Below are 15,440 nucleotides of genomic sequence, written 5' to 3' on the forward strand. Positions count from 1 at the left end.
GTTGCCCAATTTTACTTCTGCAGCGCCCGCAGAATCGCCTCCACGCTGTCTTTGGCGTCGCCGAACAGCATCTGGGTATTCTCCTTGAAGAACAGCGGGTTCTGCACGCCGGCGTAGCCGGTGTTCATCGAGCGTTTGAACGCGATTACGTTCTGCGCTTTCCACACTTCCAATACCGGCATGCCGGCGATCGGGCTGCGCGGATCTTCCAGCGCCGCCGGGTTCACCGTGTCGTTGGCGCCAATCACCAGCACGGTGTCGGTATCCGGGAAATCGTCGTTGATTTCATCCATCTCCAGCACCACGTCGTACGGCACCTTCGCCTCTGCCAGCAGCACGTTCATGTGCCCCGGCAAGCGCCCCGCGACCGGGTGAATGCCGAAACGCACCTTCACGCCGCGCGCCCGCAGTTTTTCGGTGATTTCCGCCACCGGATACTGCGCCTGCGCCACCGCCATGCCGTAGCCCGGGGTGATGATCACCGAGGTGGAGTTCTTCAACTGCTCGGCCACCTCTTCCGCCGTGGTTTCACGGTATTCGCCCATCTCTTCGGCGTCACCGGTGGAAGAACCGTCGCTGCCGAAACCGCCGGCGATCACGCTGATAAACGAGCGGTTCATCGCCTTGCACATGATGTAAGACAGGATCGCACCCGAAGAGCCCACCAGCGCGCCGGTGACGATCAGCAGATCGTTGCTCAGCATGAAGCCCGCCGCGGCGGCCGCCCACCCCGAGTAAGAGTTGAGCATCGACACCACCACCGGCATGTCGGCGCCGCCGATCGAGGCGACCAGATGCCAGCCGAACGCCAGCGCGATCGCCGTCATCAGCAACAGCGTTACCACCTGCCAGCCCACGCTGTCGGTGCGCACGAACGCCACCAGCAACAAGAACGAGATCACCAGCGCCGCCAGGTTCAGCTTGTGGCGATTCGGCAGCATCAGCGGTTTGGAAGAAATGATGCCGCGCAGCTTGCCGAAGGCGACGATCGACCCGGTGAAGGTCACCGCACCGATAAAGACGCCGAGGAACACTTCGGTCAGATGGATATTCGCCATCACCGGCTCCATCGGCCCGCCATGATCCAGGTAGCTGTTGAAGCCGACCAGCACCGCCGCCAGGCCAACGAAACTGTGCAGCACCGCCACCAGCTCCGGCATTTCGGTCATCTCGACCTTCTTGGCCAAATAGACGCCGATCGAGCCGCCGATGATCATGGCGATGATGATCCAGCCGACGTTGCCGGAATCCGGCCCCAAGATGGTGGCGATCAGCGCGATCGCCATGCCGGCGACGCCGAACAGGTTGCCCTGCTTCGACGTTTCATGACGCGACAGGCCCGCCAGGCTGAAAATAAACAAAATAGCGGCAACAATGTATGCAGCTGTAACCAATCCTCCAGACATTTGTTACCCCTTAGTTCTTGCGGAACATCTTCAGCATGCGCTGAGTGACGGTGAATCCACCAAAAATGTTGATGCTGACGATCAGCACGGCGATAAAGGAGAGGAAACTCACCCAGCCGCCATGACCGATCTGCAGCAGCGCACCGACCACGATAATCCCTGAGATCGCGTTGGTGACCGACATCAACGGGGTATGCAGCGCATGGCTGACGTTCCAGACCACGTAGTAACCGACCACGCAGGCCAGCGCGAACACGGTAAAGTGCGACAGGAACTCTTTCGGCGCCGCGTCCGCCAGCCAGCCGAACAGCAGGATCGCCAGAGCCATCAGGCCATACTTCAGCCACGGCGAGGTCGGTTTGGCTTCGGGTTTGGCGGCCGGTGCGGCGGCGGGCGCCGCTTTCGGCTGGGCGGAGACCTGGATCGGCGGCGCCGGCCAGGTGATTTCACCGCTGCGCACCACGGTAACGCCGCGGATCACCGTATCGTCGAAATCGATGTCAATCTCGCCGTTTTTCTCTTTCGACAGCAGCTTCAACAGGTTGACCAGGTTGGTGCCGTACAGCTGCGAAGATTGGGTCGGCAAGCGGCTCGGCAGATCGGTATAGCCGATGATTTTCACGCCGTTGTCGGTCACGGTAATGGTGTCGGCCACGGTCAGTTCGCAGTTGCCGCCGGTTTGCGCCGCCAGATCGACGATCACGCTGCCCGGCTTCATCGACGCCACCATCTCTTTGGTGATGAGCTTCGGTGCCGGTTTGCCCGGGATCAGCGCGGTGGTGACGATGATATCGACCTCCGCCGCCTGTGCGGCGAACAGCGCCATCTCGGCCTTGATAAAGGCTTCGGACATCACTTTGGCGTAACCGTCGCCGCTGCCCGCTTCCTCTTCAAAATCCAGCTCGAGGAATTCCGCGCCCATGCTCTGCACCTGCTCTTTCACCTCCGGGCGGGTGTCGAAGGCGCGCACGATGGCGCCGAGGCTGCCCGCAGCGCCGATCGCCGCCAGGCCGGCCACGCCGGCGCCGATGATCATCACTTTGGCCGGCGGCACTTTGCCGGCGGCGGTGATCTGGCCGGTGAAGAAGCGGCCGAACTCATGCGCCGCTTCGACGATCGCGCGGTAGCCGGCGATGTTGGCCATCGAGCTCAGCGCGTCCATCGACTGGGCGCGCGAGATGCGCGGCACCGAGTCCATCGCCAGCGCGGTGACGTTGCGCGCCGCCAGCTTGGCCATCAATTCAGGGTTTTGCGCCGGCCAGATAAAGCTGACCAGCGTGCTGCCTTCGCGCATCAAGGCGATCTCGTCGTCTTGCGGCGCGTTGACTTTCAGGATCAGATCCGACTGCCACACTTCGTTTTCGTCGACCAGCGCCGCGCCGGCGGCTTCGTAGGCGACGTCCTCAAAACTGGCCAGTTTGCCCGCCCCGCGTTCAATCGCGACGGTAAAACCCAGCTTCAGCAGTTGTTCCACCGTTTTCGGCGTGGCTGCGACCCGGGCTTCATTGGCCAACCGCTCTCTTGGTACACCAATACGCATAATGTTCCCTTCTCACCTGTCTTGGATGATGTTTATTATTTTCCTGCCCATAGCACGGCGCCGCCGGCGGGCGAAGCGTCAACTTGCCCGCACTGATTTCAGACGCCAACTATAACCTACTGAAAATAAGGTCGATGATCCATAATTGCTTACGCATTCAGCTCTGTTTTTACATAAAAACGCCGCGCGTGATATGACAAATCGCAATTTACTGTGAAAAAATCCATACAGAACAGCGTATTCTGCGTGGCAAGAGGTTTACGCCCGGCGTAACGAATTATGGCCATGCGCGGCGGAAAAGCATAAAAGTTATCATTTTGTGAATAATTAACATTAATGACACCCAAGCCGTTATTATGGAAACTTATGACGGTGGCGCCATCCGTGCGACCCGCGTCACCGTCACCGATTTGTCGCACGGGATAACATAAAATGCTGAGACAGTTTTCAGAATTACATGTAATAATCGACGGCTGAATTACACTTAAACAGTTCAGTACGTTATAAACGTTAATGCGCTAGGCGAAAGGATTTTTTATGAAGCTGAAGACCACGATCATCGCGTCAGCCTTGTTATCACTCACCGCGCTGTCTGCTCATGCGGCGCAAGAGTTAACTCCTGAGAAAGCAGCGGCGCTGAAGCCGTTTGATCGCATCACGATTACCGGCCGCTTCAATGCCATCAATGAAGCCGTCGACGCCGTATCCCGCCGTGCAGACAAACTGGGTGCCGATTCCTTCTATATCCAGGACAGCAACAACAGCAACAACGGCGGCAACTGGCGCGTCACCGCAGACCTTTATCATAAAGATGCGCCAGAAGTGAGCAAAACACCAAAATACCGCGTATTTAACGGCGTGAATGAACTGCCTAAAGAGGAAGCCTACCTGCTGGAGCCTTACGATACCGTGAGCGTCAGCGGCTTCTACCGCAGCCAGCCGGACATCAACGACGCCATCTCCAAAGAAGCGAAGAAAAAAGGCGCTGCATCCTTCTTCATCGTGCGCCAGGTTGACGCCAACTCCGGCGGCAACCAGTTCGTCACCGCCTATATCTATAAGGCCGATGCGCCGAAACGCCGCGTGCAGAGCCCGGACGCCATTCCGGCCGATTCTGACGCCGGCCGCGCCGCGCTGGCCGCTGGCGGCGCCGCAGCCGCGAAAGTCGAAATCCCTGGCGTCGCATCTTCCGGTTCGCCAAGCCGCGAAGTGGGCCGTTTCTTCGAAACCCAGTCCTCTACCGGCCAACGCTATACCGTCACGCTGCCTAACGGCACCAAGATCCAGGAAGTGAACAACGTGACCGCCGCGCAGATGGTGCCGTTCGATTCCGTCACCTTCACCGGCCACTTCAACAGCATGACCGATGTCTCCACCGAAGTGGCGAAACGCGCGGCTGAGAAAGGCGCCAAGTACTACCACGTCACCCGCCAGTGGCAGAACAAGAGCGGCGGCAACCTGACCGTCAGCGCCGATCTGTTCAAATAAAACCCGTTTTTAGGTTTACCATAGGGCAGCCCTTGAGCTGCCCGTTTTTATTGCCGCTTTTTCCATCGCGCGTTGAATAGTTTTTTGTAAATTCCGCATATTCAATCATTGCATCTCTAATCATCCCTCCGTAGAATTTGCGCCAATTTTTAGGGCTATTGTCTATTCGCGCAGTGGTTGTTAATACATTGTTGCAGCCAAGCAGTTCCCTTCCAGTTGTTTATTCTGCGTTCAGGATCCGTCATTGGAAAAAAAACTCGGTCTTACCGCGCTAACCGCTTTGGTGCTCAGCTCGATGCTGGGCGCCGGCGTGTTCAGTCTGCCGCAAAACATGGCGCAGGTCGCCAGCCCCGCCGCGCTGCTGCTGGGTTGGGGGATCACCGGCGTCGGCATTCTGTTCTTAGCATTCGCCATGCTGTTGCTTACGCGTTTGCGTCCGGATCTGGACGGTGGCATCTTCACCTACGCCAAAGAAGGATTCGGCGAACTGGTGGGCTTCTGCTCCGCCTGGGGTTACTGGCTGTGCGCCGTGATCGCCAACGTCTCGTATCTGGTGATCGTGTTCGCGGCGCTGAGCATTTTTACCGATCGCGGTGGCAACGTTATCCTCGGTGACGGCAATACCTGGCAGGCGCTGATCGCCGAATCTGCCCTGCTGTGGATCGTGCACGCGCTGGTGCTGCGCGGCGTGCAAACCGCCGCCAGCATCAATCTGGCGGCCACCCTCGCCAAGCTGTTGCCGCTCGGGATGTTCGCCGTTCTGGCGGCGATCGCCTTTAAAATGGACGTGTTCACACTGGATTTCAACGGCATCGCCCTCGGCAAACCGGTATGGGAACAGGTCAAGGACACCATGCTGATCACCCTGTGGGTGTTTATCGGCGTGGAGGGCGCGGTGGTGGTTTCCGCCCGCGCCCGCAATAAGAAAGACGTGGGCCGCGCCACTATGCTGGCGGTGCTGTCGGCGCTGGCGGTGTATCTGATGGTCACGCTGCTGTCGCTGGGCGTGGTGCCGCGCAGCGAACTGGCGGAGATGCGCAATCCGTCGATGGCGGTGCTGATGGTAGAACTGCTCGGCCCGTGGGGAGACGTGCTCATCGCCGCCGGCCTGATCGTTTCCGTGTGCGGGGCCTACCTGAGCTGGACCATCATGGCGGCGGAAGTGCCGCTGCTGGCCGCGCAGCACGGCGCGTTTCCGCGCGTGTTCGGCAAGCAGAACCGCCATCACGCCCCGTCCTCTTCGCTGTGGCTGACCAACATCGCGGTGCAGCTGGCGCTGGTGCTGATTTGGCTGACCGGCAGCAACTACAACTCGCTGTTGACCATCGCGTCAGAGATGATCCTGGTGCCTTACTTCCTGGTCGGCGCGTTTCTGTTCAAGGTGGCTTACCGCCGTCGCGACAAGCGCCTGATCTTCGCCGCCTCCGGCGCCTGAGTCTATGGCCTGTGGCTGCTGTATGCTTCCGGGCTGATGCACTTGCTGATGTCGGTGCTGCTGTATGCGCCTGGGCTGTTGGTGTTCATGTATGCCCGCCGCGGCCATCGAGATATCAATCTGCTCAATCGCCTGGAAAAAAGCAGCATCTTCTTGCTGCTGGTGGCCACGCTGCCTGCCGGCTGGTTTATGTTGCACTAAAATCGCCTGCCCATGCGGCTGCCCGTCAGCCGCATTTCGTTTCCTCGCCCTTCCTCTTACCCCGCTCCCCGTTATTGATTCGTCCGAGGCTCCGCTTGCGATCTTAAATGCAATTGATTATCATTATCATCCAAGCATTAACGGTAAGACACAAGTGCCCCCGCTGAGAGGCGTCAGGAGGCGGGTTTGGACAGGCTGAAAATGGAAGGCATTTCATGGCTGAAAAACTGCTGCACGCATTCCCCTTGTTTGCCGCTTGGGAAGCACTGATCGCCAAGGGCAACACGGCATTCAATCAGCGGCGCGATCGCCTGGCGATGATGCACTATCAGCAGGCGCTGGGCGTCGCTCAGGCGATCATCGCCGAGAAACCCTGGCTGAATGTGGAATATGCCGCCAGAGTTAACGCACTGAATATTTTCGAGTCTGCCCTGGCCGCGCTGATCGTCACATTCAACAACATTACCCATCTGCGCCTGCGGCAGAAGCCTCTTCGCGGCGTCGAGCTGCATGTTCATCAGGCCCGAGTCGCTATCGAGCAACTGTTGGACGATACGTCGCTGTGCGAACAGATGCAGCAGATCGCCGAACGGCACCTGCTGCGTTTCAGGATTGAAACCCTGCACTTGCTGCGCGAACACCGGCTGCCGGAAACCAGCGTCTGCGCGCCGGCGGCCAACGCTTCCGCTACCTTGCATTAAAAGTGACACACCAATCTGAGGGTCATCTGTAATGAATGAATTGAATGATGGGATGAAGGTTAGACGCTGACCGTGACGCGGCGCGAAATTTCACATTCATGGTTAGGCCATCGCGGTAAGTCAATTGCCTAACCATGAACGGGCGGCCGGGTCGATACACCCGGTCAGCTTTTAGGGGGAATGGTGATGGTCATGCGCTCACCCACCAGGGCGATCGCAATGCCTTCCTCGCACTCTTTTTGAATGGCCGCCAGCTGTTGCGCTTCCAGCGCATAGGGCAACTGAATATCAAACACCGTCAGGCCCTGCTGCTGCGCCAGGTCAATCAGGCGCACGATATTGGTTTCATCGCTGACCTGCGTCGACACCACTTGCAGCGCCAGCTCTTTCAACTGCTCTTTGCGCGTTTGTGACGTGGTCACGCGCGATTTCAACACCATGCCGAAGATCGGCATCACACCATAAATAGCATCAACAAAGCGCCAGTGCTTCCTGCACGATGCGGACAGAAAATCCATATAGTCAAAACAGATTTTCTCACTGCGCGCGATGGATGCAAGGTGATTGCTGTTCATCCCCTCATTCCTCTCATGGCCAGTGTTAACCCGTGGTCTTTCAAGCCGCCGCCGGGCGGCAACCTGAAACGCATTGGGGATCTTACATCCAGAAATGGATAATCATGCGAAGCTTTAACGACTTTCCGCCGTATGATGGCATAATTCCCCTATTGTTTGCCAGTCTGTCCAGGAGCTTTAATCAATGGAACACCCCAACTCTGCCCCGGTGCTGATTACCGGCGGCGCGCGGCGCATCGGGCTGGCGCTCGCCAGAGCGTTTCTCCAGCGCGGCGTTCCCGTCATCATTGCCTATCGCAGCGAATATCCGGCGATGACCGAGTTGAAAGCCTTGGGCGCCAGTTGCATTCAGGGCGATTTTTCCACGCACGAAGGCATCTACCGTTTCGCCGACCAGGTGCGGCAGGTGGCGCCCAAATTGCGCGCAGTGATCCACAACGCCAGCGCCTGGCAGGCCGAGTCGGCGGAAGTGCCGCCGGAGCAAGTGATGGCGGCGATGCTGCAAATTCACGTCTATACGCCCTATTTGCTCAACCAACTGCTCGAATCTTGCCTGACCGGCCAGGGCCAGGCAGGCGCGGACATTATCCATCTGACCGACTACGTGGTGGAAAAAGGCAGCGACAAACATATCGCCTACGCCGCCAGCAAGGCCGCGCTGGACAATATGACCCGCTCGTTCGCCCGCAAGCTGGCGCCGGAGGTGAAGGTCAACGCCATCGCGCCGGCGCTGATCATCTTCAATCCGGGCGACGATGAAGCCTACCGCCAACAAGCGCTGGCGAAATCGCTGATGAAGGTCGCGCCGGGCGAGAGCGAAGTGGTCAATCTGGTGAACTACCTGCTGGAGAGCCGTTACGTGACCGGCCGCACCCACGGCGTCGACGGCGGGCGGCCGCTGCGCTGAGGCAAAGATCCGCATGGCGCTTCGCTGTGGGCCGCGCTATGCTGAAATCCGCTTTTCTTATTAAAACACGGGCATATGCATAAAATTGTTTTTGTGGAAGACGATCCTGAAGTCGGCAAACTGATCGCCGCCTATCTGGGCAAACACGACATCGAGGTGCTGATCGAACCGCGCGGCGACAGCGCGCAAGCGCGCATCGAGCGCGAGCAACCCGATTTAGTGCTGCTGGACATCATGCTGCCCGGCAAAGACGGCATGACGCTGTGCCGCGATCTGCGCCCTACCTTCCCCGGCCCGATCGTGCTGCTCACCTCGCTCGACAGCGACATGAACCATATTCTGTCGCTGGAGATGGGCGCCAACGACTATATCCTGAAAACCACGCCGCCGGCGGTGTTGCTGGCCCGCCTGCGTTTGCACCTGCGCCAACACAGCCAGCAGCCGAAAGAAGAGTCGGTTCAGCCGCTCACCCAGCATAACGCGCTGCATTTTGGGCTATTGTGCATCGATCCGGTCAACCGGCAGGTCACGCTGGGCGAAGAAACGATCACCCTGTCCACCTCGGATTTCGATTTGTTGTGGGAACTGGCGACCCACGCCGGGCAGATCATGGATCGCGAGGCGTTGCTGCAAAACCTGCGCGGCGTGAGCTACGACGGTATGGACCGCAGTATCGACGTGGCGATCTCCCGCCTGCGCCGCAAGCTGTACGACAACGCGCTGGAGCCGTTCCGCATCAAGACCGTGCGCAATAAAGGTTATCTGTTCGCCCCTAATGCCTGGGCATCGGTGCAACAATGAGAAAACTTTTCGTCCAGTTCTTCCTGTTGCTGTTCGTCTGTTTTCTGGTGATGGCGATGCTGGTTGGCCTGGTGTACAAGGTGACCGCCGAGCGCGCCGGCCGCCAGTCGATGGACGATCTGATGAAAAGTTCGCTGTACCTGATGCGCAGCGAGCTGCGCGAAATCCCGCTGAAGGACTGGAACAAGACCATCGCCACGCTGGATCTCAACCTGTCGTTCAAGCTGCATATCGAACCGCTCGGCAAACAGGAGCTGAGCGAGGATCTGAAAAAACGGCTGCGGCTGGGGGAAATCATCGCCCTCGACGATCAGTACACCTTTATGCAGCGTATTCCGCGCAGCCACTACGTGTTGGTGGTCGGCCCCATTCCTTATCTGTTCTATCTGCACCAGATGCGCCTGCTGGATCTGGTGTTGCTGGTGTTTATCGGCATGTCGCTGGCACTGCCGGTGTTTCTGTGGATGCGGCCGCACTGGCAAGATCTGCTGAAGCTGGAAAACGCCGCCCAGCGGCTCGGCGCCGGGCATCTGGATGAACGCACCCACTTCGATCCCACTTCCAGCCTGAGCCGGCTCGGCGTGGCGTTCAACCAGATGGCCGACAGCGTCAACACCCTGATCGCCAGCAAGAAACAGCTGATCGACGGCATCGCGCACGAGCTGCGCACGCCGCTGGTGCGCCTGCGTTACCGGCTCGAAATGAGCGATAACCTGTCCGAAAGCGAGCAGCAGGCGTTGAACCGCGATATCGGCCAGCTGGAGTCGCTGATCGACGAGCTGCTGACCTATGCCCGTTTGGATCGCCCGCAGGTTGCGTTAAACATTGAACCCATCGATCTGCCAAAATGGCTCGAGGATAAGGTCGATGATATCCGTCTTATTCATCAGGAACGCGACATCCAGCTCGATATCCCGCACGTCGGCGACTTCGGCGGCGTCGATCTGCGCCTGATGGAGCGCGTGCTCGACAACCTGGTCAACAACGCGCTGCGCTATTCCGAACAGCGTCTGCGCGTCGGCCTGTGGTTTGACGGCGACCTCGCCTGCTTGCAGGTCGAGGATGACGGGCCAGGTATCCCGCCGGAAGAGCGCGAGCGGGTGTTTGAACCTTTCGTCCGTCTCGACCCCAGCCGCGATCGCGCTACCGGCGGCTGCGGGTTGGGCCTGGCCATCGTCCACTCCATCGCCGTCGCCTACCAGGGGCAGGTGTTCGTCGAAGGGAGTTCGCTCGGCGGCGCCAGTTTCCGTTTCTGCTGGCCGGTAAAGCCGACATTCAGTTTAAAAGCCGATCTGGCGTAATGCCGCCAGACCTTCTCATTGGAGCCGAATAATAATGACATCTGCACATTCCAACACGTCTGCTTACGATCACCTGCGCGCCCTGTTCAGCCGGTTGTCGCGTTTCGGCCACCTGTCCGCCATCGCCGGTTGGGACATGCAAACCATGATGCCGCCGGGCGGCAGCAAGGCACGTTCCGAGGCGCTGGCTGAGCTGAGCGTGCTGCAGCACCAGATTTTAACGGCGGAAAGCACCGGCGCGCTGTTGGATCGCGCGCAGCAAGAGACGCTGGACGAGATCGACCGCGCCAACCTGCGCGAAATGCGCCGCCAGTATGAAGACGCCGTGCTGCTGCCGGCCTCGCTGGTCGAAGCCAAGTCGCTGGCCGGCGCGCGCTGCGAACACGCCTGGCGCGCCCAACGCCCGGCCAACGATTGGGACGGCTTCGCCGAGAATCTGCGCGAGGTGGTCAAGCTCAGTCGGGAAGAGGCGCAGATCCGCGCGCAGGCGGCCGGCACCAGCCGTTACGACGCCCTGCTTAACCTGTATGAACCGGGCATGCGCAGCAGCGATCTCGACCGCATCTTCGGCGATCTGAAAACCTGGCTGCCGGATCTGTTGCAGCGCGTGGTGGCCAAACAGGCTAATGAGCCCTGCCAGGCGCCACAAGGTCCATTCAATGTGGACACCCAGCGTCAGCTGAGCCTGAGCGTGATGAAACTGCTCGGTTTCAACTTCGACAACGGCCGCGTCGACGTCAGCGCCCACCCGTTCTGCGGCGGCGTGCCGGAAGATGTACGCATCACCACGCGTTACAACGAGAAAGAGTTTTTGACCGCGCTGCTCGGCATCGTGCACGAGACCGGCCACGCCCGCTACGAGCAAAACCTGCCGCGCGATCTGCTCGGCCAGCCGATCGCCCTGGCCCGTTCCACCGCTATCCACGAATCGCAAAGCCTGCTGTTCGAAATGCAGCTGGCGCGCGGCAATGAATTCCTGAAAATATTGCGTCCGTTAGTCACCGCACAGTTTGGCGAACAGCCGGCGCTGGAAGAAGCCAACTTCATTCGCCTCAACCAGCGCGTTAAACCGGGCCTGATCCGCGTCGACGCCGATGAGGTGAGCTATCCTGCTCACGTCATCCTGCGCTACGAAATTGAAAAAGCGCTGATCGAAGGCGATATCGAAGTGGAAGACATTCCGGCGCTGTGGAATGAGAAGATGAGTGCTTACCTCGGCCTCGACACCATCGGCAACTACCGCAATGGCTGCATGCAGGATATTCACTGGACCGACGGTGCCTTCGGCTACTTCCCGACTTACACCCTCGGCGCGATGTACGCCGCGCAGCTGTTCCACAGCGTGCGCCAGGCCCTGCCTTCGCTGAGCGAAGATATCGCCGCCGGCAACCTGCAGCCGCTGTTCCACTGGTTGCAGCACAACATCTGGCGCCACGGCAGCCGCTTCCCGACCGAGACGCTGATCGTCAATGCGACCGGCGAAGCGCTCAACCCACGCTACTTCCGCCAGCATTTGGAAAACCGCTACCTGTAATCTCTCCTGGCGCGGCCCCAGCCGCGCCCTTTTTCCGTCTGCATGACCGGATAATGTTTCATAGCGCACGTTCCCTGCTGACAACGCCTTAGCCGCAGAGTGGCGGGTGGCTACTCATCATTAGTATGTTGTAACTAAAATGGCAAAAAACGCCGGCGTCCCGGCTTCTCATCCCAGAGCATGACGGGCGATCATCGCCGCCAGCTGCGGCCTCAACGGCGCAGGCAGGTCATGCCCCATGCCCGGCATAATATGCAATTTGGCGTTGACGACAGCCCGAGCGATCGCCACCCCGCCGGCCTTGCGCACCAGCCGATCGCGATCGCCGTGAATGACCAGCGTCGGCGCGGCTATGCGCCGGCTGTAGCGACGCAGATCGCCGCTGCCGAGCAACGCGGAAAGTTGCCGCTGCACGCCTTCGGGATCCACGCCCCGCTTCAATAGCCGATTCACCAATGCATCCAGTTCCGCCTCCTCCGGCGGGTAAAACCGGGTACCGAGCGCGCGCAGGAAGGCCTTCATTCCCTCCTGGCGCTGCTGCAGCGTCAAATCGGCCGCCGGCCGGCGCGCCAACAGCCACAGCAGCGAAGGCGCCGGCGGTGGCAACAGCGGCTGATTGGTGCTGGAGAACAAGATGCATAGCGAGGCGACGCGCTGCGGGTATTCGGCGGCCAGCACCTGGGCGATCATCCCCCCCATCGAAGCGCCCAGTACGTGAGCCTGCGGGATGCGTAAATGATCGAGCAGATGCGCCGCGTCCGTCGCCATGTCCGCCAGGGTATAAGGCACCGGCGTTTGCCAGCCGAGCTGGGCGCGCAGCATCAGCAGCCACAACGGCTGCGTGCGTTGCGCCTGCGTTTTGCCGGAAAGGCCGACGTCGCGGTTGTCATAACGGATCACCCGAAATCCCTGGGCCACCAGGGCGCGGCAGAAGTCGTCAGGCCACAACAGAAGCTGCGCGCCGATGCCCATGATGAGCAGCAGCGGCGGGTGCGCCTCATCGCCCCAGTCCTCATAGGCCAGCGGCACCTCGCCCTGTTCGGTCACGCCACAACGAATCACTATCTCGTTCATTTTAAATCTCTTTTATCGCGCCTGGCGGTCATTATAGCAGCAATCCCCTCGCCGCCGCCGCCCTGTACATTAGGTTACATGCCGAAACCAATCACTCACGGAAAGCCGGGCGCCGTTTGCCTACTATCATTTCAACGGCCCCGCAGTGGGGTTGATACCCAAAAGTCATGTTGAGGATTCTACGATGAAAAAAGTATTAGCTCTGGTTGTTGCCGCTGCAATGGGTCTGTCTTCCGTGGCTTTCGCTGCCGAGGCTGCCACCACCGCACCTGCGGCTACCGCAACCACCGCCACCGCTGCGCCGGCTAAAGCTCAGGTGAAACACCACGGCAAGAAAGCACCGGTACAGAAAGCGCAGGCGGCCAAGAAGCATCACAAAAAAGCCGCGAAGAAAGCCCCGGCTCAAAAGGCCCAGGCGGCTAAAAAGCACCACAAGAAAGCCAGCCACAAAAAAGCGTAATGACGTGAGGGTCCCCTCACCGCTTCAGGCTTGACGTGTACGACACCCGGTTCGCCGGGTGTTTTTTCATCGGGGGGTTCTCATTGATGCTGCGCCGCTACCTGTTCGAGATCGTTCTGACCGCCCTGATCCTTTGCGGACTGATCGCCGTCTTTTTTTACCTGTAGCCTGCCGCGTTGCCGGCGGGAAATTATTGAAAAATCAATTATTGCCCATCCACATGGCTGCTAAATCAGTCTATAGTTAGCATTCAGTGTGTTTATGGATGATCCGTATTTGTCAGGCAAGAGATCTATGCGCATATCCGTTTTACTGTTGCTGTGCTCACTTCCGCTTATCGCTGCTCAGGCGGCACGCGCCGACGGCCCGTCCAAGGCCGAGCAAACGCGTCTGTTTTTCGGCAAAGATGAACGAATCAAGGTCACGGATACCGCCGCCCAGCCGTGGCAAGCCATCGGCCAGGTCGAAACCGCCAGCGGCAATCTGTGTACCGCCACGCTGATCTCTCCGCACCTGGCGTTGACCGCCGGCCACTGCGTTCTGGCGCCGCCCGGGCAACTGGATAAAGCCATCGCCCTGCGCTTCGTGGCGGGCGATAAATCCTGGCGGTATCAAACCGGCGATATCGAGACCTTGGTCGACAGCAAGCTGGGCAAAAAGCTGAAGCCGGACGGTGATGGCTGGATCGTCCCGCCCGCTGCGGCCGCTTATGACTTTGCGCTGATCCGTCTGAAAGACAAAAAGCCGCTGCCGATCGCCCCGTTGCCGCTGTGGCAAGGCGACAGCAAGGCGTTGACCCAGGCCCTAAAACAGGCCAAGCGGCTGATAACTCAGGCGGGTTACCCGGAAGACCACCTGGATGACCTCTACAGCCACCAAAACTGCAAGGTCACCGGCTGGGCTCAGCAAGGCGTACTGTCGCACCAATGTGATACCCTGCCCGGCGACAGCGGCTCACCGCTGCTGTTGAAAACCGCCGACGGCTGGCAACTGATCGCCATCCAAAGCTCGGCGCCGGCGGCGAAAGATCGCTATCGCGCCGATAACCGCGCCCTGGCGGTGCCCGGCATCCGCGAAGCGCTGGACGCCCTGGCGGCAGGCAAATAATCCTCTCACAACGGCGCATTATGCGCCGTTGTGCTTTTTCAGCCCCCTTGCATATAGCGCCGCGGCGTGGTGCCGGTGAACTGACGGAAAAACGCGATAAACGCACTGTCGCTGGAAAACCCCAACCGCTGCGCCACCGCGCTGACCGACGGCAACGACGCCAGCAGTTCGATCGCGCGCATCAGCCGCCACTGCTGGCACCACTGCTGATAGCTCAGGCCGGTTTCCCGCTGAAACAGCCGCGTCAGCGTTTTGGCGTGCAGGTGCAAGCGCTGCGCCAACGCCGCCAACGCCGGCAACTCGTCGCTCTCCGGCAGCGTCGCCAACCAGGCGGCAAGACGCTTATCCTGCGGCAGCCGCAACTGGGTATTCTCGCGCTGCGCCTCGCCCAACTCATTGATCAGCACCGCCAGCAAATCGCGCGCGTGGGGCTGTGCCAACGCATAGTCCAGCGGCCAGTGCGCGATGCGCTCGACGATCGCCGCCAACAGCGGGTTTACCGCCAGCACCGTTGCCTGTGGCGGCATGGCGGCCGTCAGCGCCGGATCGAAATACAGCGAGCGATACGCGACGCGGCCGCGCAGCTGCACCCGATGCGCAATGCCGCCCGGTATCCAGACGCTGCGCGTCGGCGGCAGAATCAGCCACTGCTGCGCCAACGTGACCGTCATGCAGCCCTGCGGCGCATACAGCAGCTGCGAACGCTGATGCCAATGCAGCCCGGAGTCGTGCTCCGCCAGTACCGCCGCGATGCCGAGAGCCGGTGCCGGCAGCCGATCCGGGTCGAACGGGTGATGCTGTTGAATCAGCGCCATCAGACTGTCCTATACCTGTTGTTTTTTGTCCGGATGATTGTAATCGAACAAAACGCCGCTCCCTATACTGGCCGCCTTAACTTTTAGGGAGAATG

Annotated in this window: 13 protein-coding genes and 1 pseudogene; 9 read left to right on the forward strand and 5 right to left on the reverse strand. The window is 59.8% G+C overall.

The features are described 5' to 3' along the window. Positions 1-11: 11 nt before the first annotated feature. Positions 12-1,406, reverse strand: a complete 1,395-nt coding sequence (gene pntB / locus IT763_RS12165) for a Re/Si-specific NAD(P)(+) transhydrogenase subunit beta (RefSeq protein WP_028127446.1) — start codon at positions 1,404-1,406, stop codon at positions 12-14. A gap of 10 nt (positions 1,407-1,416) precedes the next feature. After that, complete coding sequence (gene pntA / locus IT763_RS12170) at positions 1,417-2,946, reverse strand: Re/Si-specific NAD(P)(+) transhydrogenase subunit alpha (protein ID WP_197834876.1); 1,530 nt, start codon at positions 2,944-2,946, stop codon at positions 1,417-1,419. A 537-nt stretch (positions 2,947-3,483) separates the two neighbouring features. On the opposite strand from pntA, the gene ydgH reads away from it, so the two are divergent. The 3 genes and pseudogenes from ydgH to IT763_RS12185 all read left to right on the forward strand — a co-directional run bounded on the left by ydgH (position 3,484) and on the right by IT763_RS12185 (position 6,771). Next, entirely contained in the window at positions 3,484-4,434 is a 951-nt protein-coding gene (ydgH, locus tag IT763_RS12175; protein ID WP_004938291.1) for a DUF1471 family protein YdgH, read from the forward strand. 244 nt (positions 4,435-4,678) lie between these two features. Beyond that, a pseudogene (locus tag IT763_RS12180) lies at positions 4,679-6,070 on the forward strand (amino acid permease). A 215-nt stretch (positions 6,071-6,285) separates the two neighbouring features. Then, a complete protein-coding gene (locus IT763_RS12185) occupies positions 6,286-6,771 on the forward strand; it encodes a hypothetical protein (protein WP_206194746.1) in 486 nt (161 codons plus the stop codon). A 164-nt stretch (positions 6,772-6,935) separates the two neighbouring features. Here the strand turns inward: IT763_RS12185 and IT763_RS12190 are convergent, their stop codons facing one another. Continuing rightward, on the reverse strand, positions 6,936-7,346 hold the full coding sequence (locus IT763_RS12190) for a hypothetical protein (RefSeq protein WP_004938301.1): 411 nt from the start codon (positions 7,344-7,346) through the stop codon (positions 6,936-6,938). Positions 7,347-7,530: 184 nt separating this feature from the next. On the opposite strand from IT763_RS12190, the gene folM reads away from it, so the two are divergent. The 4 genes from folM to IT763_RS12210 all read left to right on the forward strand — a co-directional run bounded on the left by folM (position 7,531) and on the right by IT763_RS12210 (position 11,889). Then, positions 7,531-8,253, forward strand: a complete 723-nt coding sequence (gene folM / locus IT763_RS12195) for a dihydromonapterin reductase (protein WP_016927586.1) — start codon at positions 7,531-7,533, stop codon at positions 8,251-8,253. A gap of 75 nt (positions 8,254-8,328) precedes the next feature. After that, positions 8,329-9,054 (forward strand): two-component system response regulator RstA, encoded by a 726-nt coding sequence (gene rstA / locus IT763_RS12200; protein ID WP_004938307.1) that lies wholly within the window; start codon positions 8,329-8,331, stop codon positions 9,052-9,054. Then, complete coding sequence (gene rstB, locus IT763_RS12205; protein WP_033640178.1) at positions 9,051-10,355, forward strand: two-component system sensor histidine kinase RstB; 1,305 nt, start codon at positions 9,051-9,053, stop codon at positions 10,353-10,355. The genes rstA and rstB overlap by 4 nt, the downstream gene beginning before the upstream one ends. A gap of 34 nt (positions 10,356-10,389) precedes the next feature. Next, the gene (locus tag IT763_RS12210; protein ID WP_143779035.1) at positions 10,390-11,889 is read left to right on the forward strand and encodes a carboxypeptidase M32; all 1,500 of its coding nucleotides are present in this window, start codon (positions 10,390-10,392) and stop codon (positions 11,887-11,889) included. Between the two features lie 168 nt (positions 11,890-12,057). Here IT763_RS12210 and IT763_RS12215 read toward each other — a convergent pair whose 3' ends face one another. Then, positions 12,058-12,963 carry an alpha/beta fold hydrolase gene (locus IT763_RS12215; protein WP_079449769.1) on the reverse strand — a complete coding sequence of 302 codons (906 nt, stop codon included), beginning with the start codon at positions 12,961-12,963 and terminating at the stop codon, positions 12,058-12,060. A gap of 184 nt (positions 12,964-13,147) precedes the next feature. Between IT763_RS12215 and asr the strand changes: the two genes are divergently transcribed. Both asr and IT763_RS12225 read left to right on the forward strand, forming a co-directional pair. Next, positions 13,148-13,423: an acid resistance repetitive basic protein Asr gene (gene asr / locus IT763_RS12220; protein WP_028127450.1), complete on the forward strand. Its 276-nt coding sequence runs from the start codon at positions 13,148-13,150 to the stop codon at positions 13,421-13,423. 294 nt (positions 13,424-13,717) lie between these two features. Further along, on the forward strand, positions 13,718-14,530 hold the full coding sequence (locus IT763_RS12225; RefSeq protein ID WP_016927580.1) for a serine protease: 813 nt from the start codon (positions 13,718-13,720) through the stop codon (positions 14,528-14,530). A 38-nt stretch (positions 14,531-14,568) separates the two neighbouring features. On the opposite strand, the gene IT763_RS12230 is transcribed toward IT763_RS12225, so the two are convergent. Further along, positions 14,569-15,345, reverse strand: a complete 777-nt coding sequence (locus tag IT763_RS12230; protein ID WP_176063083.1) for a helix-turn-helix transcriptional regulator — start codon at positions 15,343-15,345, stop codon at positions 14,569-14,571. Between the last annotated feature and the right edge of the window lie 95 nt (positions 15,346-15,440).

It is taken from the genome of Serratia sp. CMO1 (assembly GCF_015689115.1).
GTDB classification, from domain to species: Bacteria; Pseudomonadota; Gammaproteobacteria; order Enterobacterales; family Enterobacteriaceae; genus Serratia; species Serratia marcescens.